Below are 24540 nucleotides of genomic sequence, written 5' to 3' on the forward strand. Positions count from 1 at the left end.
AAACACAAAAAGTTATAAGCCATAAGATCTGGTTATAAGGCCGCGCGATGCGGCCTGTTACCCTATGCGCCATCGCTTTATCAGGTGAAGGTTCTGTCAATCGGACCAACCTGCAAATGATTCACTGTTTAACCCGTTTACTTCTGGAGAGATGAGTATGAACCTTGCGCTCGTCATAAATATTGTGGTGTTTGTCGCGCTGCTGTGGCTGCTGGCGCTGACCCGCCGCACCCAATGGAGCCTGGCGAAAAAGGTGCTGGCCGGTCTGGTGCTGGGCGTGCTGTTTGGCCTGGGGCTTCAGGCGGTCTATGGCGCAGAGAGCGCCACGCTGAAAGAGTCCATCAGCTGGTTCAACATTGTCGGCAACGGCTACGTGCAGCTGTTGCAGATGATTGTGATGCCGCTGGTGTTCGCCTCCATCCTGAGCGCCGTTGCCAAGCTGCATAACGCCTCTTCACTCGGCAAAATCAGCCTGCTGACCATCGGTACGCTGCTGATCACCACGCTTATCGCCGCACTGGTGGGCGTGTTCGTGACCTGGCTGTTTAACCTGACCGCCGAAGGGCTGGTGCAGGGTGCGCAAGAGAGCGCGCGTCTGGCCGCCATCCAGAGCAACTATGCGGGCAAGGTCTCTGACCTGACCGTGCCACAGCTGCTGCTCTCCTTTGTGCCGAAAAACCCGTTCGCCGAACTGACCGGCGCCAACCCGACCTCCATCATCAGCGTGGTGATCTTCGCCGCCTTCCTGGGTGTGGCCGCGCTGCACCTGCTGAAAGATGACAAAGTTAAAGGCGAGCGCGTGCTGACCGCCATCGACACCCTGCAATCCTGGGTGATGAAGCTGGTGCGTCTGGTGATGAAACTGACGCCGTACGGCGTGCTGGCGCTGATGACCAAAGTGGTTGCTGGCTCCAACGTGCAGGACATTATCAAGTTGGGCAGCTTTGTGGTCGCCTCCTACCTCGGCCTCGGCATCATGTTCGTGGTGCACGCGCTGTTCCTGGCAGGCGTCGGCGTTAACCCTGGCCGCTTCTTCCGCAAGGTCTGGCCGGTGATCACGTTCGCCTTCACCAGCCGCTCCAGCGCCGCCAGCATCCCGCTGAACGTGGAAGCGCAGACCCGCCGCCTTGGCGTGCCGGAGTCAATCGCCAGCTTCTCCGCCTCCTTTGGTGCCACCATCGGCCAGAATGGCTGTGCCGGCCTCTACCCGGCGATGCTGGCCGTCATGGTGGCCCCGACCGTGGGCATCAACCCGTTTGACCCAGCATGGATCGCCACCCTGGCGGGCATCGTGACCCTCAGCTCGGCCGGTGTGGCGGGCGTGGGCGGCGGTGCGACCTTCGCCGCGCTGATCGTGCTGCCGGCGCTGGGCCTGCCCGTGACGCTGGTAGCGCTGCTGATCTCCGTAGAGCCGCTGATTGACATGGGCCGTACCGCGCTGAACGTCAGCGGTTCCATGACCGCCGGTACGGTGACCAGCCAGCTGATGCGTCAGACCGATAAGAGCGTGATGAACGCAGACGAGAGCGCTGAACTGGCACACCGTTAAGCAGCGCACACAAAAAAGGCCGGGTTATCCCGGCCTTTTTTTATGGCTGCAATTTAGAAGGGGTAGTCGTGGTAGCCCATCTGCTCAGAGATATTGCGGGCGGCGGTGTGCAGCATCTCCACATAGTGGGCCTTGGCCTCTTCCGAGAAACGGATGGTGGGGAAAGACATGCTCAGGCCAGCAATTACCACCCCAAAGCGGTCAAAGACCGGCACCGCCAGGCAGCGCAGCCCCTCCTCCTGCTCCTCATTGTCCTCACCGTAGCCCTGCTCGCGCACCGTCTCCAGCACCGGCATCAGCTCCTCGGCGCTGCCTACGGTACGCGTGGTACTGCGGGTGAACTCCACCTGTGACAGGATCTCCGCCACGTCATTACGGTCACGCCAGGCGAGCAGTACCTTGCCAATGGCGGTGCTGTGCAGCGGGTTGCGGCGGCCAATGCGCGAGTACATGCGCAGGTTATACATCGAGTCAATTTTGTGGATGTAGACGATGCTGTCCTCATCCAGCGCACCGAGGTGGATGGTCTCGCGCGTCAATTTGGAGAGTTCACGCATCTCGATATCCGCGCTGCGGATCAGATCGACGTTTTGCAGCGCCTTGGCACCCAGCTCAAACAGTTTCAGCGTCAGTGAATACTTCTCCGACTCCCCCTCCTGCGCGACATAGCCCAATGACTTCATGGTCTGCAGAAAACGGTAGACGGTGCTCTTGGACATCATCACCCGCTGCGAAAGCTCGGTGATGCCGATCTCCCGCTCCTCCCCCAGCGCCTGAAGGATGCCGAAGACTTTCAGCACGGATGAGACGGAATCGGGTTGTTTATCAAGATCTGCAATCGCCATGGTGTCTTACCTGTTTCAGCGACCAATGGCCGCGGGCATGAATGGGTTTTAAAAAAATCAGAACAGCAATTCAGTATAAGAGAAATGCAATCACCATAGCAATCTACGGCACTTTTTCCGCCCTTACACGCTTTCTCCTGCCAAATGCGAAAATATCTCACCTGCGTCACAATTTAATGAAACGCCGGTTTATTTTTTTTATTTATTCGTTTTAATTAATGCCACACCCCTATCTGACCGCTGCGGCGCGGCCTGTCTGAGTGAGAGAAACGTATGTATACCTTGCGCAGTGATGACTACTTCCCGCATCAGGAAGATGCGGTGGCCCTGGCATTCCGTGAGCCTCAGGAACCCTTCCCGGAGCACACCCATGACTTCAACGAAATCTTCATTGTTGACGGCGGCAGCGGCCTGCATGTATTGAATGACTTCCCGTATACCATCAACTGCGGCATGTGCTTTTACATCAACGCCAGCGACCGCCATCTGTTCGAGCAGGTGGATGACCTGCGGCTGGTCAATATTCTCTACCGGCCCAGCGATAACTTTACCTTTATCAAAAATTTCACCCACCTGCTGCCGACGCCGGATGATGGCTGTATCTGGAACATTAGCCCGACGCTGAAAAAGGCGTTGAAAAGCCTGCTGGATGAAATGCGCCAAGAGACCAGCCCGGTGCCCCTGATTGAGCAGTGCCGCCAGGAGACGCTGTTCCTGCGCATTCTGCTGCTGTTGCATCAGGGCCGTTACCGCATCAGCCACAGCGACTCCAATCAGGATAAGCTGCAACAGATTTTGCTCTACCTACAGCAAAACCCGCTGGACGAGGTGAACTGGGAGGCGCTCGCTGAACGGTTTTACATCACGCCGCGCACCCTGCACCGTCAGTTCCTCAGCCACACCGGCCAGACGCCACAAAAATACCTCAACACCCTGCGGCTCAACCGGGCGAAGTACCAGATCCAATCCTCGGATGACACCCTGACCGAAATCGCCTTTGCCTGCGGTTTCAGCGACAGCAACAATTTCTCCACCTCGTTTAAAAAGGCGTTTGGCATCAGTCCCAGCCAGCTGCGCAAGTCCCTGCACTATAATTGACTGTTTGGGCGGGTGAAAAAGGCGTTATCTAATGCCCATCGCGGGCCGCCATAAAAGGTTAGCATGTTAATATTTTATACCTTTTGCTCTCCACTACATCGGATTTATGACCGCAACCCAAGCTGACGGCCTGCCCGTCCCTCAACGTTATGGCGCAATCCTGGCGATTGCGCTGGGCATCACCGTGTCCGTGTTGGATAGTGCCATCGCCAACGTGGCGCTGCCGACCATTGCCCATGACCTGAATGCCAGCCCGGCCGCCTCTATCTGGATCGTGAACGCCTACCAGCTGGCCATCACCATCTCCCTGCTCTCCCTCTCATCACTGGGAGACATCCTTGGCTACCGGCGTATCTATCAGGCAGGGTTGCTGGTGTTCAGCCTTACCTCGCTGCTCTGCGCGCTCTCAGACTCCCTGACCACCCTGACCATCGCCCGTATCCTACAGGGGTTTGGCGCGGCGGCCATCATGAGCGTCAATACCGCGCTGGTGCGCATCATCTACCCCCAGCGATATTTGGGGCGCGGCATGGGCATCAATGCGCTGATCGTCGCGGTCTCCTCCGCCGCCGGGCCAACGGTGGCCGCTGGCATCCTCTCCTTCGCCTCCTGGCCCTGGCTGTTCGCCATCAACCTGCCGATTGGCCTGCTGGCGTTGCTGCTGGGGCTGAAGTTCCTGCCAGCCAACAGCCGTAGCCAGGGGCAGAAATTCGATCTGGTCAGCGCCATCCTGAATGCCCTGACCTTCGGCCTGCTGATCAGCGCGCTAAGCGGCTTTGCCCAAGGGCAGAGCCTGCTGCTGACGTTGGGCGAGTTAGTGGCGCTGGCGGTGGTGGGCGTGATTTTTGTCCGTCGCCAGCTGGGCCAGCCCTTCCCGTTGCTGCCGGTTGACCTGCTGCGCATCCCGATTTTTGCCCTGTCACTGGGGACGTCGATCTGCTCCTTCAGCGCGCAGATGCTGGCGTTTGTCTCGCTGCCGTTCTTCTTGCAGACCGTGGTGGGACGTGATGAGGTGGCGACCGGGCTGCTGCTGACGCCCTGGCCGCTGGCGACCATGGTGCTGGCGCCCATCGCGGGCCGGCTGGTGGAGCGTTACCACGCTGGGCTGCTTGGGGGAATTGGTCTGGCGGTGTTCGCCTCGGGCCTTGTCTCACTGGCGCTCCTGCCAGATCACCCCAGCGATCTGGACATCATCTGGCGGATGATAATTTGCGGTGCGGGCTTCGGGCTGTTCCAATCCCCGAACAACCACACCATCATCAGTGCCGCACCGCGCAACCGCAGTGGCGGCGCCAGCGGTATGCTCGGCACTGCCCGCCTGCTCGGCCAGACCACCGGGGCGGCGCTGGTGGCGCTGATGTTCAACCTGTTTGACCACAACGGCACCCACGCCTCGCTGTTGTTGGCCGGTACGCTGGCCGCGGGTGGCGCGGTAGTGAGTTTCCTGCGCATGACCCAGCCCGGCACGGCGGCCAAAGGCCCCTCGCCACGCGCATAAAAAAAGCCCCGCTCTGCGGGGCTTTTTCTTGGTTCAATCTTACTTCAGGTACTGGCCGCTGCGCAGGGCTTCAATGCGCTTATCCAGCGGCGGGTGCGACATGAACAGCTCGCTCAAGGACTTGTTCTTGCCGTTGATGCAGAAGGCCATCATGCTGCTTGCCTCCTGCGGCTCGTGGCTGGTCTTCAGACGCTGCAACGCGGCGATCATCTTGTCACGGCCCACCAGTTTCGCGGAGCCTGCATCGGCGTAAAACTCACGGTGGCGTGAGAACCACATGGTGATGATGCTGGCCAGGATGCCAAACACCAGCTCCAGCACGGTTGCCACGGCGAAGTAGATCAGCGGGTTGCCGTTGCCACCCTCGCCCTCCTCCTCACGGTTGCCGCCGAGGAAGCCCGCCGCCACCTGCGCCAGCATACGGGAGATGAAGATAACGAAGGTGTTCACCACACCCTGAATCAGGGTCATGGTCACCATGTCGCCGTTGGCGATGTGGCTGATCTCGTGGGCCAGAACGGCCTCTGCCTCGGCCTGGCTCATGCTCTGCAACAGGCCAGTGCTCACGGCCACTAGCGATTTGTCACGGCGTGCGCCCGTGGCAAAGGCGTTGATATCCGGCGCATGGTAAATTGCCACCTGTGGCATCGCGATGCCCGCCTGTTGCGCCTGCTGGCGCACGGTATCCATCAACCAGCGCTCGGTCTGGTTGCGGGGTTGTTCAATCACTTCGCCGCCAACGGCGCGCAGCGCCATCCATTTGGACATCAGCAGCGAAACCAATGCGCCGCCGAAACCAAACAACCCGGCCATGATCATCAACCCCATGGCGCTGCTTGATTGGATCCCTGTCAGGCTGAGCACCAGCCCGAAGACCACCATGACTGCCAGGTTGGTCAGCAGGAATAACGCTATACGCATCATAAAATGTTACTTCCTCTTGTTGAAAGGGTACACAGGCCACATGCCTGCCCCTAGATCCTATGGGCTTCCCCGCTCGTTTCAAGCGTTGAACGCGCTTAAGCTGCTAAAATCACAAAACTTTACATAATGCAGCGATCTGTCTCGCATCATGACAAAGTGTAAGCGAAATATTTTCCAGGCATAAAAAAAGGCGCACCGCGGTGCGCCTTTTCTGGCCTGCCGCTTACTTCGCGGCAGTGGTCTGGTCTGAAGCCTTCAACTCCCCGGCCAGATCCAGCGCGATGTGCGCCGTCTCATCCAGGTAAGGGTCTGGCTGCTGGTAATCCTTCGGCAGATCCTCGAGTGATTTCAGCGGCTTTTTCCCTTCACGCTTGAAGCGCTCATTGATGCGCGTCAGGCGGGTGGCGTCATCTTCCTGATTCTCTTTTTCACGCTGGGCGAAGTTGAGGGAGACGATGTCACGCTTATCCTTGGTCGCTTTGTACTTCTCAATGTCCTGCGCGATGCTCTGGAACTCAGGATCCTTGGCGATACGGTCATTGTGGGCCTTCAGCAGCTCCGGCACGAACGGCTTCATGTCGCCGGTTTTGCTGTAGGTAGCCGCGTTAATGCTGTCCCACGGCAGGGCGTTATCTTCGAACGCTTCGCCGGTGTCCGCCGCTTCCACGCCGGTCGGCATCAGGATGTCAGGCGTTACGCCCTTACGCTGGGTACTGCCGCCATTCACCCGGTAGAACTTCTGGATGGTGTACTGTACCGAGCCAAGCGCCGGCCACTCTGGGCGCAGCATCTGGTCATAGATGCGGTTGAGCGAGCGGTACTGCTGCACGGTGCCCTTGCCGAAGGTCGGTTCGCCGACGATCAGCGCACGGCCATAGTCCTGCATCGCCGCAGCGAAGATCTCGGACGCCGAGGCGCTGAAGCGGTCAACCAGCACCACCAGCGGGCCTTTGTAGTAGACCACACCGTCCGTGTCGCTGTCTTCGCGCACCTTGCCGTTGTTGTCACGTACCTGCACCACCGGGCCGCTAGGAATAAACAGGCCGGAGAGCGACACCGCCTCGGTCAGCGCGCCGCCGCCGTTGGTGCGCAGGTCAATCACCAGGCTGTTGACGTGCTGCTTCTCCATCTTCTGCAACTGCACCTTGACGTCATCCGTCAGGCCAACGTAGAAGCCGGGGATATCCATCACCGCCACTTTCTCTTTGCCGACGTTCTTCACCGTCATCTTCACCGCGCGGTCTTCCAAACGGATGCGCTCACGGGTTAGGGTCACGGTGCGGGTTTTGGTGCCCTTGCCAGCCGGCAGGATCTCCAGGCGCACTTTGCTGCCCTTCGGCCCTTTAATCAGTGCCACCACGTCATCCAGACGCCAGCCAATCACATCCACCATCGGCTTGCCGCTCTGGCCGACGCCGACCACGCGGTCGCCTACGGTGATGTTTTTGCTCTTGGCCGCCGGGCCACCTGGCACCATGGAGTTAATGACGGTGTAGTCATCATCCTGTTGCAGCACCGCGCCGATCCCCTCAAGGGAGAGGCTCATCTCGGTGTTGAACTGCTCGGTGTTACGCGGCGAGAGGTAGTTGGTGTGCGGATCAATCTCATGGGCGAAGGCGTTCATCATCAGCTGGAACACATCTTCGCTGTTGCTCTGCGCCAGTCGCTTGATGGCGAACTGGTAGCGCTTGTTGAGGATCTCGCGGATCTCTTTCTCATCTTTGCCGGTCAGCTTGAGGTTCAGCTCGTCATATTTGACTTTCGCGTCCCACAGGCTGTTCAGCTCATTGATATCCTTCGGCCACGGCGCTTTGCTGCGGTCGAGGTCAATGGTGTCATTGCCGGTGAAGTCCATCGGTTTGGCCAACACCGTCAAGGCATATTGGAAGCGTTCGAACCGGCGTTTCTGCGCCAGGTTGAACAGGGCATAGGCGGTCTCGAGCTTACCGGTTTTTAGCTCGTCGCCCAGCTCGCCCCGCTTGTCCGCAAATTGCGCCACGTCCGCGGCCATCAACACATTGTGGTTGAAGTCCAGCATATTGAGGTAGCGATCAAAAATTTTGGCGGAGAATTCACTGTCCAGGTCAAACTGGCGATAGTGGGAGCGGGTAAAACGGGCCGTCACGCGTTCGCTGACGGTGGCATCCTGCGGCTCCTGCTGGAGCTGCGGAAGCGTATCCAGGGTCACGGGTGCGTCATTGGCAAAGCTTGCGCCCGCCAGCAACAGCCCCGCTACCGCGGTCAATCTGACAAATTTGTTCATGCCTGGGTTGGCCTCCGTATCAGAACTGCAAGTGTTCTGCGCGCACGATCATCGCGAGACCGGAAGAGAGCTGCACACGGACACCGTCTTTGGCAATTTCCAATACGGTTGCGTCCATCGCGCTCTTACCAGCACGGACTTTGATCTCTTGGCCAATTTGCAGTTTCGAGATATCGGTGACGGGCGCCGTTTGGCGGGCCGGGCTATCCTGGCGTTCAGCACGTGGCGCTTTGGCCTGCTGAGGACGCGGCTGGCGCGGCTTGCGAGGCTCTTGGGCAGCGGCGTTGTCACGGCGCGGCGCAGGCTTTTTCCCTGCCGGGCGCGGACGGCGCGCTTCCGGGGCTTCCCCGTTAGCGGCGGCAGCTTCGCGGCGCTTGGCCTGCTGCTCGGCGCGCTGGGCCTGGACGCGGGCTTTCGCCTCTTCCAGCTGCTTACGCGCGTGCTCGACGTGCTGCTCTTCCAGCTCACCGCACGGGTTGCCGTCAAGGTCTACGCGCTGTGCGCCGACTTTGACGCCGTACAGATAACGCCAGCTCGAGGTATAGAGGCGCAGGGCAGAGCGCAGTTGCGTCTTGCTCAGGTTCTCCTCAGCTTGAACGCGCTCCACCAGATCCTGAAAAATGCCGATCTTTAATGGGCGCGCTTCGCCTTCGGCGGTGAAACAGAGCGGGAACCGCTCAGCCAGATAGGCGATGACTTCTTTACTACTGTTCAACTTAGGTTGATTTTCCATGAAATTTCCTGATTACAACGGGTTTGCCAACCGGCGCAGGCATGAACAGGCGCCATTATAATGACGCCATCAGTAAATGCCACGTTATCCGTTAATCATCGTGAGAAAGGCGAACATATTTTCCTGCTTCACATGCTTCAAGCAGGGTACAGAGCGTCTCGACCACGGCCGCCAGACCGGTTTCATCCTCCTGGTCGAAGCGGTCATAGACGGTGCTGTCGATATCCAGCACGCCAATCACTTCGCCATTGACCCGCAGCGGCAGGACAATTTCGGCATTGCTGGCAGCATCGCACGCGATGTGGCCTGGGAACGCATGGACGTCCGCCACGCGCTGAATGGTGCCCTCGGCCACGGCGGTGCCGCACACGCCCTTCCCAACCGGGATGCGCACGCAGGCAATCTTGCCCTGGAACGGCCCGAGCACCAGCGTTTTACCATCCATCAGGTAGAACCCGGCCCAGTTGACGCCCTCCAGGCGCTCATAGAGCAGCGCGCTGGCATTGGAGAGGGTGGCGATAAAGTTGGTCTCGCCGGCCAGCAGCGCGCCCATGTCACGTTTTAATTCGGTGTAGAATGCTTCTTTATTCATGTTATGACCATAGAATCTGTGGGGACAGCCAGCGTCGCACTGCGCTTAGCCCCTATAAAATAAGCATTAAATGCGTATCGTCACAAGGTTAATCGGCGGTTACTTCACAAAACACCCTGTGTCGCGGTATGTTGGCGGCACGAAGTTGCCAGATTTCTCCCAGCCATGCCTGATCACTTCCTAATTTCACGCTACGCTAAGTTTCTGGACGCGCATCAAAAAGTGATCGCGCCGGCCGGCCGGCAAGGCCGGGAGCGGATTGTGCCCCAGAGAGCCTGCCGGGCGCGCGCGTTTTTTTGTAACCAGGTGGCACAGACCCCATCCAGGCTGTTCACGCACCTTATGCCGAGACCGGGATCATGAAAATAGAGTCACTCTCCGGCCCCCTGCCGCAGGCCCACTACCGACGTTGCGGTGAATGCGACGCGCTGTTTACCCTGCCTCCGCTGCAACGCATCCAGGTCGCCTACTGCCCACGCTGCAATGCCCGCATTGAGAAGGGCCATGACTGGTCGCTGACGCGGCTGGCGGCGGTGGCGGTGGCCGCGCTGGTGCTGATGCCCTTTGCCTTCAGCGAGCCGCTGATCGCCATCCGCTTGCTCGGTACGCGCATTACCGCCTCGCTGCTCGACGGCATCGGGCTGATGACCCAGCAAGGCTCGCCGCTCACCGCCAGCATGGTCGCCTTCTGCACCCTCGGCGCGCCGCTGACGCTGGTGCTGGCGATCCTTTATCTGTTTATCGGCCGCCAGCTGGGGATGAACCTGCGGCCGGTGCTGTTGATGCTGGATCGCGTCAAGGAGTGGGTGATGCTCGACATCTACCTGATTGGCATGGCGGTAGCCTGCATCAAGGTCAAGGATTTCGCCGACATCTCCCCCGGCCCGGCGCTGGCCGCCTATCTGGCGATGCTACTGCTGACGCTGCTGTTGCTGATCCACCTCAACGTTGACCAGCTCTGGCGGCGGCTCTACCCGCAGCCGCGGCCCACGGAGACGCCCGAGCAGCTGCGCCTCTGTTTGGCGTGCCACTTCACCGGCACCCCCGACAGCCGTGGCCGCTGCCCGCGCTGCCATGTGCCGATGCGCCTACGCCGCCGCCACAGCCTGCAAAAGAGTTGGGCAGCGCTGATTGCCTCAATGGTCTTCCTGCTACCGGCCAACCTGCTGCCCATCTCGGTGATCTACACCAACGGCCAGCGGATGGAGGACACCATCTTCTCTGGCGTGGTCTCTCTCGCCACCTCCGGCAATGTGCCGATTGCCGGCATTGTCTTCATCGCCAGCGTGCTGGTGCCCTTTACCAAGGTTATCGTGCTGCTGGTGCTGCTGCTCAGCATCCATTTCCGTACCCAGCAGAGCCTGAAAACCCGTATCCGCTTGCTGCGTCTGGTGACCTGGATCGGCCGCTGGTCGATGCTGGACCTGTTTGTGATTGCGCTGATGATGTCACTCATCAACCGCGATCAACTCTTCTCGTTTACTATGGGGCCGGCTGCTTTCTACTTTGGCAGCGCGGTGATCTTAACTATTCTTGCCGTTCACTGGCTGGATAGCCGTTTGATTTGGGATGCACATGCAACAAGAAACGCCGAATACGCCGACTGAGGCGCGGGTCAAAAACAAGCGCCGGCTCTCCCCCTTCTGGTTACTGCCGTTCATCGCGCTGTTGATCGCCGGCTGGTTAATTTGGAGCAACTATCAGGAGCGCGGCACCACCGTCACCCTCTCCTTCCAGTCAGCGGAGGGGATTGTCGCGGGCCGCACCCCGGTACGCTATCAGGGGGTGGAGGTAGGCACCGTCCAGACCATTAGCCTGAGCAAGGATCTGCACAGCATTCTGGTGAAGGTGAGCATCCGCAGTGAGATGGAGGATGCGCTGCGCGAGGGCACCCAATTCTGGCTGGTGACGCCCAAGGCCTCGCTGGCCGGCGTCTCCGGGCTGGATGCGCTGGTGGGCGGCAACTACATCGGCATGATGCCCGGCAAGGGCGAGCCGCAGGATCACTTCACCGCCCTCGACACCCAACCCAAGTTCCGCCTCAACACCGGCGAATTGATGGTGCACCTGCGCGCCGCCGATCTCGGCTCGCTCAACACCGGCTCGCTGGTCTACTACCGCAAGGTGCCGGTCGGCAAGGTGTATGACTATGACATCTCCCCCGGCAAGGAGGGGGTGACCATCGATGTGCTGATCGATCGCCGTTTCGCCAATCTGGTGAAGACCGACAGCCGCTTCTGGAACGTCTCGGGCTTCCAGGGCGATTTCAGCCTACAGGGTGCCTCGGTGAAGATGGAGAGCCTGGCGGCGCTGGTCAACGGTGCCATCGCCTTTGACTCACCGCCCGGCGGCACGCAGGCCCGCTCCGAGCAGAACTATGAGCTCTACCCCGATCTGGCGCACAGCCAGCGCGGCGTGGTGATTCATCTGGCGCTGCCCTCTGGCGACGGCCTGAACGCCGGCCATACGCCGCTGATGTATCAGGGGTTGCAGGTTGGCACCCTGACGGACGTCACGCTGGAGAAAGGGGGCAAGGTCACCGGTAAGTTGACGGTAGATCCGTCGGTGGTGGAGCTGATGCGCAGCGGCACGCGCATTGAGCTTAACAGCCCGAAATTGAGCCTGACGGACACCCGCCTGAGCGCGCTGCTGACCGGCAGTACGCTGGAGTTGATCCCCGGCGAGGGCGAACCGCAGCAGACCTTCCAGGTGCTCGACAGCAGCCAGAAGCTGTTGCAGCAACCCGATGTGCTGACGCTGGAGCTGCTGGCCTCGCAGAGTTACGGCATCCATCCCGGCCAGCCGCTGGTGCTCTATGGCCTGAACGTCGGGCAGGTGCTGTCACGCGATCTGACGGATCAGGGCATCCTGTTCAAGGCGGCGATCAAGCCGGAGTACCGCCATCTGGTGCATCAGGACAGCAAGTTTGTGGTCAATAGCCGGGTCAGCGTGAAGGTGGGGCTGGATGGGTTGCAGGTCACCGGTGCCAGCCCGGAGGAGTGGCTTAACGGCGGCATCAAAATCTTGCCGGGCGGCAAGGGTGCGCCGGCTGGCCGCTACCCGCTCTACAGCGATGAGCAGAAGGCCGAAGAGGGCACGCTGGGCGAGCGGCCCAAGCCTTCGCTGACGCTGACCGCCGACAGCCTGCCGGATGTGCAGGCCGGCTCGGTGGTGCTCTACCGCAAATTCCAGGTTGGCGAGATCACGGACATCCGCCCGCGCGCCCACGCCTTTGATATCGACGTCTATATCCAGCCGGAGTACCGCAAGCTGTTGACGGAGAAAAGCATCTTCTGGGCAGAGGGCGGTGCCAAGGTGCAACTGAATGGCGCGGGCCTGTCAGTACAGGCTTCGCCACTGAACCGCGCCCTGAAGGGGGCGATCAGCTTCGACAACCTGGAGGGCGTGACGCTGAACAAAGGGGCGAAACGGATGCTCTACAGCAACGAGACCGCCGCCCGCGCGGTGGGCAGCCAGATCACCCTGACCACCTTTGACGCCAGCAAGCTCTCGCCGGGTATGCCAATCCGCTATCTGGGGATCGACATCGGCCAGGTAGAATCGCTGAAACTGACGTCGGCCCGCAATCAGGTGGACGCCAAGGCGGTGCTCTATCCAGAGTTCGTGCAGACCTTTGCCCGCGCTGGCACCCGCTTCTCCATCGTCTCGCCGGAGATTTCGGCGGCCGGTGTCAGCAACCTGGACACGCTGATCCAGCCCTATATCAACGTCGAGCCGGGCGTGGGCAACATGACGCGCAGTTTTGAGTTGCAGGAAGCCACCATCACCGACTCCCGCTACACCGACGGGCTGGCGATCGTGCTGGATGCCGTGGAGACCGGCTCGCTCACCATTGGCACGCCTATCCTCTACCGCGGCATTGAGGTCGGCACCATCACCGGCTTTGCCCTCGGCAACCTCGGCGATCGCGTGCACGTTTCCCTGCGCATCAGCAAGAAGTTCCAGCATCTGGTGCGCAACAACACCGTGTTCTGGCTCGCCTCGGGTTACAACCTGAAGTTTGGCCTGACCGGCGGCGTGGTGAAGAGCGGCACCTTCCAGCAATTTATCCGTGGCGGCATCGCCTTTATGACCCCACCCAGCATCCCGCTCGCGCCGAAAGCCCAGCCGGGCAAGCACTTCCTGCTCAACAGCGAAGAGCCGAAGGAGTGGCAGAGCTGGGGCACCGCCATCCCGCAAGGGTAACCCTCCCCCCGGCAGCCTGTGGGTTGCCGGGAACGCTTGCGCGCGATGCCCGGTTATCGGCAGGCAACGCGATAGCGCCTGGCTTCCTCCGCCCACGCCTTGACCGACAACAGATCGGCAATCTTCTTATGCGCACCGTCGTTCAGGTAGTCGATGATATAGAGGTGATGGTAGTGCTCCCGGTCAATAAAGTAGGAGTAAACCACATAGCTATCGCTGGTACAGGCCCACTGCACCTTTGGCTCCCCCTGCGACTCCCAGACACAGCCCTCTTGCCAGATATGCACATGGTGCAACTCTTCGGCCCTGGCCTCGATGGGGCAGACAGCGAAACGATCGCGCCCAGTGGTATCCATGAGCGATTCCGCTATGCGCTGGTAGGCTTCCGCGGGTGCGGCAGTTCCCCGCTCTCACAGGCAAGGCATTTGTAGGTTTTGAACTCCTCAACGATGTATTGAACATACGGCATCTGTGCAATCTTCGTGTCGATCCATGTTGACTGGTTTATACAAATATCCATTTTCTGCCCGTATCCTCTACTTCACCGCTTTGCTCATGGCACCCAAACGCGCCTTGTGTGCCGCCGGGCGTCGGATCTGGTGCCGCATCACGCTGGGGTCAGCCTGACGCACTGGCAGCCCGGTGCCCTCACCTGCACCAATGGGTTTTATGCCACGCAGATCGAGCTGTTTTCCTGTTTCTGCCAGGCTATATCGGGTCTGCATATTCATCCATAGCTCGGGGGAGCTGCCAAAACAGGCCGCCAACCGGTAAGCCATCTCTGGTGTGATCGCCGAATGGCCATTAATCAGCCGGGATGCACTGGATTTAGCGATGCCAATATTGTCAGCAAACTCTGAGACGCTGACCTGATTGGCCGCCAGAATGTCGGCAATCATTTTGCCGGGATGCGGGGGTGAGGAGGTGCTCATAATGTTCGTCTCCAAAGCAGGGTTCGACGGTGATTATACCCCCTGTTCCCTGTTCCGCAACGCGGAACACCTCCCATTTCACCGCCAACGTCGGAGTGTGCTAGACTGCGCGGCACTTTTTACCCTGTATCTGGATTGACTCCCCGTGGCTAAACACCTCTCTGCTTACCTGCCGCCTGAATTCCTGACGGCCACCCGCGCCATCATGCCTGCCGAACTGGATATGGAGGGGTTTATCGCCGCCTGCCAACGCCCGCTGCGCAGCAGCCTGCGCGTCAATACGCTGAAGATCAGCGTGGCGGATTTCCAGACGCTGGCTGCCCGCTACGGCTGGCAACTCGCCCCGATCCCGTGGTGTGAGGAGGGGTTCTGGATCGAGCGGATGGATGATGAGAACCTGCGGCTCGGCAATATGCTGGAGCACTTGGCCGGTCTGTTCTATATCCAGGAGGCCAGCTCAATGCTGCCGGTCAGCGCGCTGTTCAGCGGCGGCGTGGAGCCGGAGCGGGTGCTGGACGTGGCGGCGGCCCCCGGCTCCAAAACCACCCAGATCGCCGCGCGGATGGGCAACCTTGGCGGCATCGTCGCCAATGAGTACTCCGCCAGCCGCGTTAAGGTGCTGCACGCCAACATCAGCCGCTGTGGCGTCAGCAACACCGCCCTCACCCACTTTGATGGCCGGGTGTTTGGTGCAGCATTGCCAGAGAGCTTCGACGCCATCCTGCTGGATGCCCCCTGCTCCGGCGAGGGCGTGGTACGCAAAGATCCGGATGCGATGAGCAACTGGTCGCCGGAGAGCATCCTCTCCATCGCCGCCACCCAGCGCGAGTTGATTGACAGCGCCTTCCACGCCCTGAAACCGGGCGGGGTGCTGGTCTACTCCACCTGTACGCTGAACGCGCAGGAGAACCAGGAGGTGTGCCGCTGGCTGCTGGCGCGTTACCCGGAAGCGGTCAGCGTGGAGCCGCTGGATGGCCTCTTCCCGGAGGCCGCGCGCGCTGCCACGCCGGAAGGTTTCCTGCATGTCTTCCCACAGATTTTTGACAGCGAGGGCTTCTTTGTCGCACGGCTACGTAAAACAGCGGCCGTCGCGCCGCTGCCCGTGCCCGGCTACAAAGTGGGGGCCTTCCCCTTTGCGCCGCTGCCCGGCAAAGAGCGCGCGCTGCTGGAACAGGTGGCCGGGGCGGCTGGCCTGCCGCTGCCTGCCACACATGCCCTGTGGCAGCGTGACAAAGAGATCTGGCTGTTCCCTGAGGCGCTGGCACCGCTGTTTGGCAAAGTGCGCTTCTCACGCATCGGCCTGAAACTGGCGGAGCGGTTCCCCAAGGGCTACCGCTGGCAGCATGAGGCGGTGATCGCGCTGGCTGACGCCGCTGGCCATGCAACGCTGGCGCTGGATGCCGAACTGGCGCAGACGTGGTTTATGGGGCGCGATCTCTATCCAGAGAGCCTACCGGCTGGCGATGACTTTATCCTGACCTACTGCGGGCAACCGGTAGGGTTGGCCAAGCGCATTGGCAGCCGCATCAAAAATGCCCTGCCGCGCGAACTGGTACGCGACGGCGCGGCCTTCGTCGCCCTGCCCGCGGTCAAATAACGCTTTTCTCCTCCCCAAAGCGGGCAACTGCCCGCTTTCTTCATTTTTGCTTACCTGATAACCCGGTTTTCCTGCGCAAAAAAGCGTCACACCCCACCTTTCAGCCCTCACTTATATTAGCAATGCTAATGTTTATCCTAAATGATTGAAGTTACACTCCTTATCCTTTCTTAACTCCCTCATAACATTTATTTGAAGCGGCGGCCTTCAAACCGTGCGCAATTGTTGCATTACTGAACAATTGGCCAGTTTGATGCGCAAGTTAACTTTTTTTAAATTTTGAGATGAAATATGTCAAAAGTTATCCTAATAATTAATCAGATTAATAAACCTAACCATTGTTATTGAGGAGGGGAATCGCAGCGTCTGTCGTTCAACCACTGTTGCAGCTTTTGCTTTTACTTAAAGGAACAGGACATGAAGAAAACACTACTCACGCTGGCTTCCGTGCCGTTGATGATGTCCCTGACTGCGACACCGCTCTTCGCCGGGACAGTCACCGGCAACCTCGGCGTGACGCTGACCATCGGCGCCGGTTGCGAAGTGATTGGGGGCGATTCGACCGGGGCGGTGAACCAGTTCGGTACCCTGAGCTTTGGTGAGTACTCCTCACTGGCTAACATCATCAACTCCCAGTCCACCGATGCTGCCGGCACCGGCAACCTGCAATTGCTGTGCACCACCGGCACGCCCTTCACGGTTGGTCTGGACAATGGCCTGAATGCGGCGGCCGGGCAGCGGCGCATGGCCGGCACGGGCGGCACCTTTATCAACTACAACCTGTACCAGGAGCCGGCGCGGGCCACCCTGTGGGACCCCGGCACACCGCTGGCGGGCACTGGCACCGGCACCCCGGTTAACCTGATCGTGTATGGCCAGGTGCCTGCTCAGGCGACACCCGCCGCGGGCACCTATACCGACACCGTGACCATGACCATCACCTGGTAAGCGTCACCTGGACGAAGGAGCGTACGGTGAGGAGATCGTTGTGGGTAAGCCCTCTGGTCTGGGGCATGGGCCTGCTGGCTACCGGGGGTAGCTGGCCGGTTGCCGCCGTGACCAAAACCGCCAGCGTCAACGTCAGCACGACGCTGGTGGCCTCGTGCACGGCGGGCACTACCACCAACGGTGTGGTCAGCTTTGGCACGCTCAATTTTGGCACCACCGCCTTCCTCTCCCGCGCCGTGAATGTCACCGGCCAGCAAAACGCTGGCGCGATCCAGATTAAGTGCAATAACGGCACCGCCTGGCGAGTCCTGCTGGGCGGCGGCAACAGCGGCAACACCACCAGCCGCTATCTGGTCGGCGGGCCATCGGCCCAGCGCGTCACCTACAACCTGTACACCAGCGCGGCATATACCACCGTCTGGGACAACGTCACTGGCGTGGCAGGCACTGGCACCGGCCAGACGCTGTTCCTGCCGGTGTATGGCCGTATCCCGGCACAGGCCACGCCGGCCATTGGCACCTACAGCGACACGGTGCAAGTCACCGTCAGCTGGTAGCGGGTGGATGATGAACGCCTCCCGCCTGCGCCGCTGCTGGCCCCTGCTCTGCCTGCTGCCGTGGGGCGCATGGGGTGACACCGGCGTGGATGATTTGAGCAGAACCCAGGCGTTTACCGTCAACGCCACGCTGGTCAATGGCTGTGTGCTGGGCAGCGGCACCAGCGATGTCAGCACTTTCGGTACCCTGAGCTTTGGCAGCCGCTCCTCACTGGATGCTGCTGCCGATGTGGCCTCCAATCAGGGCACCGGTTCGGTGGTGTTGCGCTGTACCCCCGGCACCAGCGTCACGCTGGCACTGGGCAATGGCAATAACGTCACCGGTTCGATTGCCAGCGGCCGCTTGCTGCGCAATGCCTCAACCGGTGAAACGCTGCTCTACCAGATCTATCAGGATGCCGGCCGCACCACGGTCTGGGGCAATGGCAGTAACGGCGGCACCGTGCAGGCGTTCAGCGCCACCGGGGCCGTGCAGGAGTACAAATTGTATGCCCGCCTGTTCGCCAGCAGCACGCTGCCGACCGCCGGCAACTACAGTGATAGCGTGCTGGTCACTGTCACGTACTGAATTTAAAAAGGATGTTTTATGACGTTACGCATGTTCGGCGCGCTGTTGGCCGCCCTCTCTACCCCGTTTCTCAGCGCCACGGCCCACGCCGCCGCCGCTATCCTGATCTGGCCCATTGATCCAGTGATCGAATCCTCTGAAACCGCCACTGCCCTCTGGCTGGAGAACCGCGACAGCCAGCCGGTCTACCTGCAAATCCGCGTGTTGGGCTGGCGGCAGGTGAATGGTGAGGAGAGCTATGACAGCCAGACCGAAGTGATCCCCAGCCCGCCGATGGCCACCATCGGCCCCGGCAAGCGCCAGCTGGTGCGGCTGGTGAAGAATGGCCAGGTGCCGCCCGGTCAGGAGCGCGCCTACCGCATTCTGGTGGATGAGGTGCCGCAGGGGCAGTCACCGCAGAGTGCCGGCTCGCTGGGGCTGAAGTTCCAGATGCGCTACTCGGTGCCACTGTTTGTGAGCGGCCAGGGAGTGTGGACGAAACAGGATTACGAACACCCGCGCGACTACAGCAAGGCGACCCAGCCGGCGCTGGCCTTCCGGCCAATCTCCATGCAGGGCAAGCCGGGGTTGCTGGTGCGCAATCAGGGGATTGTGCATGCCCGCATCTCCAAAGTGAGTTTGGTTAGTGGGTCACGCCGCCAGACGGTCAATGACGGGCTGCTCGGCTATGTGCTGCCGGGGCAGGAGGTACGGTTCCCCCTGACGACGGCATTGGGTGGCGGTGGCCAGTTGGAGGCGACAGTCAATGACAATCCGCAGCCTGTCACCATCAGCCGTTACTGACCGGGGCCATATATGGTGATGATCACTGCCGTTCGCCGGGGGCACTGATGCCAACCTGGCGCAGGCGGCCGCTGCCGCTGCTGATCACGCTGGCGCTGCTGGGCGGCCGGGCGTGGGCGGCTGACCTGCCACCGCCGCCCACCGCCGCTGCAATGCCCAACGCGCAGCTCTATCTGGAGATTGTGGTCAATGGTCGGCCCAGTGGGCAGGTGCTGCCCGTGGAGTACCGCGACGGCCACTACTACCTCTCCCCTGATCAGTTGCAGCAGGCCGGGGTGCCGATGCTGCAAAAGGGCGACCAGCCGGTGGCGATTGACCAGATAGACAGCCGGCTGAAGGTCACGTACAGCGGCGAAACCCAGCAACTGCTGATCCAGGTGCCCAACGACTGGCTGCCGGAACAGCGCGTGGGCGATCCTCTGACGGGGGACTACCTGCCAGCGCAGAGCAGTCTGGGGCTGCTGTTCAACTATGACATCTACGCCAACCAGACGCCGGACGCGCCAGAGGATGGCTACGTCTCCGCCTGGACGGAGCAGCGGCTGTTCGGCAACTTCGGCGCGCTCACCAACTCCGGCGTCTACCGGCGTGACATCGGCGCGGGCGAAGGGATCGTGGCGCAGAACCGCTATATCCGTTACGACACCCAGTGGCAGTACAACGATGACCTCGCCATGATGAGCTACAGCGCCGGTGACGTGATCACCGGCGCGCTGCCCTGGACCAACGCCGTGCGGCTCGGCGGCGTGCAGATTGCGCGCAACTTCTCCACCCGCCCGGATCTGGTCACCTACCCGCTGCCCGCCTTCGCCGGGCAGGCGGCAGTGCCAAGTACCGTCGATCTCTACATCAACAACTATAAAACCAGCAGCGCGCAGGTGAACCCCGGCCCCTTCACCCTCGACACCGTGCCCTATGTCAGCGGTGCCGGTGAGGCCACGGTGGTCACCACCGATGCGCTGGGCCGGCAGGTCTCCACCGTGGTGCCGTTCTACGTTGCCAGCGACCTGTTGCAGGCCGGGCTGACCGACTACAGCGTCAGCCTCGGGGCGCTGCGCCAGAATTATGGCATCAGTTCAATGGATTATGGCGAGCTGGCGGCCAGCGGCACGGTGCGCCACGGCCTGACCGACTGGCTGACGCTGGAGGGGCGCGCCGAAGGCGCGCGTGGCATGGCGGTGGCTGGTGCAGGCACCGGGCTACGGCTCGGCCGCTTTGGGGTGCTGAACAGCGCCTGGAGCGCCAGCCAGAGCCAGTATGACGCCTTTGATCATGACGACGGCACCGCGCGCGACAACCGTGCCGAGGGCAGTTTCACCGACAGCGACATCACCGATCCCTTTGCCGCCACCTCCGCTTATGGCCTCTATCAGGCGCCCACCGGCGGGCGCGGCAGCCAGACCGCCGTCGGCTACACCTACAGCACCTCCCTGTTCAGCCTGAGCGCGCAACGCATCCTGCGCAGTGAAAACTACGCCGATCTCTCCAACTACCAGACGCGCTACCGCCTGAGCCGCCGCAGCGACCAGCTGACCGGCAGCCTGAGCCTCGGGCGCTTCGGCACGCTGGGCAGCGGCTACTTTGACGTGCGCGACGCCGACGGCGGCCGCACTCGGCTGGTAAACTTGAGCTATAGCAAAAGCCTCGGGCGCAACATCTCCTTCTACGCCACCGCCAACCGTGAAATCGGCGGCAATGGCTTCAATGCCCAGTTGATGATCAGTATTCCGTTTGGCGACATGGGCACCGCCAGCTTTGGCGCGACGCGCGACACCGAAAATAGCTGGAATGGCCGCGCCACCTACAGCCGCGCCATCCCGACCGATGGCGGCTTTGGCTGGAACCTCGCCTATGCCGACGGGCAGGCCAACACGAGCCAGTACCAGCAGGCGGATCTGAGCTGGCGCGGCGACCATACCGAAGTGCGCGGCGGCCTCTATGGCAGCCGCAGCAACTACACCCGCTGGGGACAGTTAAGTGGCTCGCTGGTGGCGATGGATGGGCGCGTCTATGCCGCCAACCAGGTGAATGACGCCTTCGCGCTGGTCTCCACCGATGGCTACAGCGGCATCCCGGTCTCCTATGAGAACCAGAAGATCGGCGAAACCGATGAGCGCGGCTACCTGCTGGTGCCGACTGTCACCTCCTTCTACCATGCGCGCTTCCAGATTGACCCGCTCAACCTGCCGGCGGATGTCAGCACCCCGACGGTGGAGCGCACCCTCTCCATCCGCCGCAACAGCGGCCTGCTGGTCAACTTCCCGGTGAAACAGCTCTCCGCCGCCAACCTGACGCTGGTCGGCCCAGATGGCAAGCCGCTGCCCAACGGCAGTACGGTGCGGGTGGAGGGACGCCCAAGCCCGATCTATGTGGGGTGGGATGGGCTGGTGTGGCTGGAGGAGGCCAAACAGGAGAACCGGCTGACCATCACACGGATGGATGACGGCAGCGTCTGCCACGTCACCGTGCGCCTGCCGCAACCGAAAGGCCTTCACACCTTGGGGCCGCTGGTATGCCGCCCATGAAACAGGAGCGTTTTATGATTACCCCCTCTCTGCGCCGCGCGCCGCTGTGGGCCGCCGCCCTGCTGCTGGGCCTGCTGGGCCTCGGTCACAACGCCCGCGCCGACTGCGCCATCAGCAACGGCACCGTCAACCTCGGCAGCCAAAGCTCCTTTACTGCCTACAACAGCCGCCTGCGCGCCCAGGGCACCGGTGGCCTGACCTGCTCCGGGCTGACGGTCAACCTGGGCGGCACCAACACCCTGCGCGCCACCATCGCCTCCACCAGCAACAATATGCGGCTGCTGAATACCGACGGCTCCGGTGACGCCATCCCTTACCTGATCTACCCGGACGCCAACTACCAATACGCCTTCAGTAGCGGCCAGACCATCGACTACAACAGCCTCAACCTGGCGGCGGCGCTGTTCCAAAACTCCAACGTCACGATACCGCTCTATATCCAGACCACCACCGGCGCCAATGTGCGATCCGGCACCTACAGCGACGTCATCAGCGTCGTCTGGAACTACTCGGTCTGCTACCTCGGGGTACTGACCTGCCTCGGTGCCTGGACTGGCACCGGCACCGCGCTGGTGACCGTGACCGCCATCATCACCAAGGATTGCGCCATCAACAGCGCGCCCAACGTCAACCTCGGCAGCGTGGCGCTGGTCGGCCAGTTCAACGCCGTCACCCAGAGCATCACCCTCACCTGTACCAAAACCGAGGGCTACAAAACCTACGTTACCAACGGCAACAACTACGTCAGCCCCTGGAAGCGGATGGCCAACACCACCACGCCCGGCACCTTCCTGCAATATCAGATCTACCAATCCAACGGCACCACCCTGTGGGACAGCAACAATAAGCTGAACGGCAGCGGCACCGGGCTAAGCCAGAGCATCGCCTATGTGGTGCGGGTCAACGGCTCGCAGGCGCAGCAACCCGCTGGCAGCTACAGCGACAACGTGACCCTGACGCTCGAGTATTAGTCCTTGTTAGCGTTGAAAAAATCGGCAGTTCGCCGGTTTGGTATGATAAAAGCGTTGCGCGTAAGAATAATCCTAATAAGCTGGGGCAATAAAAATGGCCTGGCCGCCAGACCCCATGCCCCAGAGATTGTTGCCGGTTGGAGAGCACATCATGTTGAATGATGAGAAAGAAAAGATCCTCGCAGAAAACGCGATGCTGCGCGACGTCATCAGCCTGCGGGAGATGATAGACAATAACTCCGACTGGCTGTGGGAAGTTGACGCACAGGGGCGCTACACTTTTTCCTCCAACAAAAGCATCGAGTTCCTTGGCGTGCCGCCGGAGCAGGTGCTGGGCAAGACGCCGTTTGATTTCATGCCGCCGGATGAGGCGAAACGGATCGGCGAGCAGTTTGCCGCCATCGTCGCCAGCCGCGCGCCCTTTGGCGGCCTGCTCAACCGCAACGTGCGCGCCGACGGCAGCGAGGTGGTGCTGGAGACCAGCGGCATCCCGCTGTTTGACGCGCAGGGCACGTTCCGCGGCTACCGGGGCATTGACCGCAACCTCACCTCGCTCTACCACGCGCCGGGGCAACGCCTGTTCCAGCTCGAGTCAATCTACGCCAACGCCCCCGTCGGCCTCTGCTTTGTCGATATGGCCGCCCGCTACGTGACGGTGAATGACGCGATGGCCGCCATCCTCGGGGTGGAGCCTTATCAGGCGATTGGCCGCCAGGTGGGCGACTTCATCCCGGCACTCAGCCCGCTGCTGATGGACGCGCAGTCGCAGGCGGCCGGGCGGCAGGCGATGCCAGATCGCGAGTTCACCCTCGGCGAGCGCATCTACTTTATCCGCCTCAAGCCAGCCTATGACAGCCAGGGCGCGGCCCTCGGCCTGTCGCTGGCGATGATTGACATCACCACCATGAAGCAGATGGAGCGGGCGCTGCGTGAGAGCCAGGAGCACTACCGCAACATGGTGGAGCTGAACCCGCAAATCCCGTGGACGGCTGACCCGGACGGGCTGCTGACCGATGTCAGTTCGCGGTTCCAGCGCATCAGCGGCCTGTCACGGCAGGAGATTTTGGCCGACCGCTGGGTGCAGGCGATCCACAGCGATGACCGGCGGCAGGCACTGGAGGTGTGGGGCCATGCCCTCGCCACCGGCGCGCCGCTCGATATTGAGCTGCGCTTCTGCCACGTCGATCGCGGCTGGAACTGGATGCGCATCCGCGCCGCGCCCAGCCATGCACCAGATGGCCGCATTGAGCGCTGGTACGGCACCGCCGAGGATATCCATGAGCGCAAGCTGCTGGAGCTGAAGCTGGTGAAGGTCAACCGTCGGCTGGCGATTCAGGCGCGCACCGACTCCCTGACCCGGCTGCCCAACCGCCGTGAGTTCAAAAAGGTGCTGAACCATGAGTTCCTGCGCGCCAAGCGCACGCTGACGCCTATTTCGTTGATGATGATCGACATCGACTACTTCAAACACTTCAATGACCACTACGGCCACCTGTCAGGCGATGCCTGCCTGCGGCTGGTGGCGCGTACCCTGCGCCGGGCGCTGAAGCGCAGCACCGACGTGGTGACCCGCTTCGGCGGCGAGGAGTTCGCCGCCATCCTGCCGGATACCGACGCCGAGGGCGCACGGGTGGTGGCGCACCACATCATGGAGGCGGTCAGCGGGCTGGGGATCCACCACCAGATGAGCCCGTTCCAGCGTGTCACCATCAGCCTTGGCATGACCACCTACTCCCCTGGCGAGCAGGCGGAGGTGACCGATCAGGCAGAGCTGGTCAGCGCCGCCGACGAGGCGCTCTACCTGTCGAAAAACCGTGGCCGCAACCAGTTCAACATGATGGCCGTCACATCCCATCAGCCCGCCCCCTGACCTTTGTGCTCTGGGGCCGGGCGGCGCTGGCAAATTCCAGTCGCTCGGCTACGCTCACAGAGTCACCACACCGGACATCCC

Annotated in this window: 20 protein-coding genes; 13 read left to right on the forward strand and 7 right to left on the reverse strand. The window is 61.3% G+C overall.

Translation table 11 applies throughout. The features are described 5' to 3' along the window. Window positions 1–157 precede the first annotated feature (157 nt). A complete protein-coding gene (locus ACK3SD_RS10100; RefSeq protein ID WP_481125385.1) occupies window positions 158–1549 on the forward strand; it encodes an L-cystine transporter in 1392 nt (463 codons plus the stop codon). 53 nt (window positions 1550–1602) lie between these two features. Here the strand turns inward: ACK3SD_RS10100 and kdgR are convergent, their stop codons facing one another. Beyond that, entirely contained in the window at window positions 1603–2394 is a 792-nt protein-coding gene (gene kdgR / locus ACK3SD_RS10105) for a DNA-binding transcriptional regulator KdgR (protein ID WP_137763436.1), read from the reverse strand. Between the two features lie 273 nt (window positions 2395–2667). Here kdgR and rhaS point away from each other — a divergent pair, with 273 nt between their 5' ends. After that, the gene (gene rhaS, locus ACK3SD_RS10110; RefSeq protein WP_481125386.1) at window positions 2668–3492 is read left to right on the forward strand and encodes an HTH-type transcriptional activator RhaS; all 825 of its coding nucleotides are present in this window, start codon (window positions 2668–2670) and stop codon (window positions 3490–3492) included. Window positions 3493–3598: 106 nt separating this feature from the next. Then, window positions 3599–4990 (forward strand): MFS transporter, encoded by a 1392-nt coding sequence (locus ACK3SD_RS10115; protein ID WP_481125387.1) that lies wholly within the window; start codon window positions 3599–3601, stop codon window positions 4988–4990. Between the two features lie 39 nt (window positions 4991–5029). Here the strand turns inward: ACK3SD_RS10115 and htpX are convergent, their stop codons facing one another. The 4 genes from htpX to ACK3SD_RS10135 form a co-directional block, all read right to left on the reverse strand. Continuing rightward, on the reverse strand, window positions 5030–5914 hold the full coding sequence (gene htpX, locus ACK3SD_RS10120) for a protease HtpX (protein WP_137763439.1): 885 nt from the start codon (window positions 5912–5914) through the stop codon (window positions 5030–5032). 223 nt (window positions 5915–6137) lie between these two features. Continuing rightward, complete coding sequence (gene prc, locus ACK3SD_RS10125) at window positions 6138–8177, reverse strand: carboxy terminal-processing peptidase (protein WP_481125388.1); 2040 nt, start codon at window positions 8175–8177, stop codon at window positions 6138–6140. 19 nt (window positions 8178–8196) lie between these two features. Continuing rightward, the gene (gene proQ, locus ACK3SD_RS10130) at window positions 8197–8910 is read right to left on the reverse strand and encodes an RNA chaperone ProQ (protein ID WP_137763441.1); all 714 of its coding nucleotides are present in this window, start codon (window positions 8908–8910) and stop codon (window positions 8197–8199) included. 91 nt (window positions 8911–9001) lie between these two features. After that, the gene (locus ACK3SD_RS10135) at window positions 9002–9502 is read right to left on the reverse strand and encodes a GAF domain-containing protein (protein ID WP_481125389.1); all 501 of its coding nucleotides are present in this window, start codon (window positions 9500–9502) and stop codon (window positions 9002–9004) included. Window positions 9503–9861: 359 nt separating this feature from the next. Between ACK3SD_RS10135 and yebS the strand changes: the two genes are divergently transcribed. Next, window positions 9862–11109, forward strand: coding sequence for a membrane integrity lipid transport subunit YebS (gene yebS, locus ACK3SD_RS10140; RefSeq protein ID WP_168195845.1), 1248 nt, complete (start codon window positions 9862–9864; stop codon window positions 11107–11109). After that, window positions 11078–13708 (forward strand): PqiB family protein, encoded by a 2631-nt coding sequence (locus ACK3SD_RS10145; protein ID WP_481125390.1) that lies wholly within the window; start codon window positions 11078–11080, stop codon window positions 13706–13708. The genes yebS and ACK3SD_RS10145 overlap by 32 nt, the downstream gene beginning before the upstream one ends. Window positions 13709–13761: 53 nt before the next feature. On the opposite strand, the gene ACK3SD_RS10150 is transcribed toward ACK3SD_RS10145, so the two are convergent. Continuing rightward, complete coding sequence (locus ACK3SD_RS10150; protein WP_481125391.1) at window positions 13762–14064, reverse strand: type II toxin-antitoxin system YafO family toxin; 303 nt, start codon at window positions 14062–14064, stop codon at window positions 13762–13764. 180 nt (window positions 14065–14244) lie between these two features. Next, window positions 14245–14640 (reverse strand): HigA family addiction module antitoxin, encoded by a 396-nt coding sequence (locus ACK3SD_RS10155; RefSeq protein ID WP_481125392.1) that lies wholly within the window; start codon window positions 14638–14640, stop codon window positions 14245–14247. A 205-nt stretch (window positions 14641–14845) separates the two neighbouring features. On the opposite strand from ACK3SD_RS10155, the gene rsmF reads away from it, so the two are divergent. From rsmF to ACK3SD_RS10195, 8 genes are all read left to right on the forward strand, one after another. Continuing rightward, window positions 14846–16237 carry a 16S rRNA (cytosine(1407)-C(5))-methyltransferase RsmF gene (gene rsmF, locus ACK3SD_RS10160; RefSeq protein WP_481127530.1) on the forward strand — a complete coding sequence of 464 codons (1392 nt, stop codon included), beginning with the start codon at window positions 14846–14848 and terminating at the stop codon, window positions 16235–16237. A 417-nt stretch (window positions 16238–16654) separates the two neighbouring features. Then, window positions 16655–17185, forward strand: coding sequence for a Csu type fimbrial protein (locus ACK3SD_RS10165; protein WP_481125393.1), 531 nt, complete (start codon window positions 16655–16657; stop codon window positions 17183–17185). 65 nt (window positions 17186–17250) lie between these two features. Continuing rightward, on the forward strand, window positions 17251–17742 hold the full coding sequence (locus tag ACK3SD_RS10170) for a Csu type fimbrial protein (RefSeq protein WP_481127531.1): 492 nt from the start codon (window positions 17251–17253) through the stop codon (window positions 17740–17742). A 7-nt stretch (window positions 17743–17749) separates the two neighbouring features. After that, window positions 17750–18310, forward strand: a complete 561-nt coding sequence (locus ACK3SD_RS10175; RefSeq protein WP_481125394.1) for a Csu type fimbrial protein — start codon at window positions 17750–17752, stop codon at window positions 18308–18310. Window positions 18311–18340: 30 nt separating this feature from the next. Further along, window positions 18341–19093, forward strand: a complete 753-nt coding sequence (locus ACK3SD_RS10180; protein ID WP_481127532.1) for a fimbrial biogenesis chaperone — start codon at window positions 18341–18343, stop codon at window positions 19091–19093. Window positions 19094–19140: 47 nt separating this feature from the next. After that, complete coding sequence (locus ACK3SD_RS10185; RefSeq protein WP_481125395.1) at window positions 19141–21618, forward strand: fimbria/pilus outer membrane usher protein; 2478 nt, start codon at window positions 19141–19143, stop codon at window positions 21616–21618. Between the two features lie 14 nt (window positions 21619–21632). Beyond that, window positions 21633–22589, forward strand: a complete 957-nt coding sequence (locus ACK3SD_RS10190) for a Csu type fimbrial protein (protein ID WP_481125396.1) — start codon at window positions 21633–21635, stop codon at window positions 22587–22589. 151 nt (window positions 22590–22740) lie between these two features. Then, window positions 22741–24459 (forward strand): sensor domain-containing diguanylate cyclase, encoded by a 1719-nt coding sequence (locus ACK3SD_RS10195; RefSeq protein WP_481125397.1) that lies wholly within the window; start codon window positions 22741–22743, stop codon window positions 24457–24459. Window positions 24460–24540 lie beyond the last annotated feature (81 nt).

This window comes from Chimaeribacter sp. YP20170169, assembly GCF_056739715.1.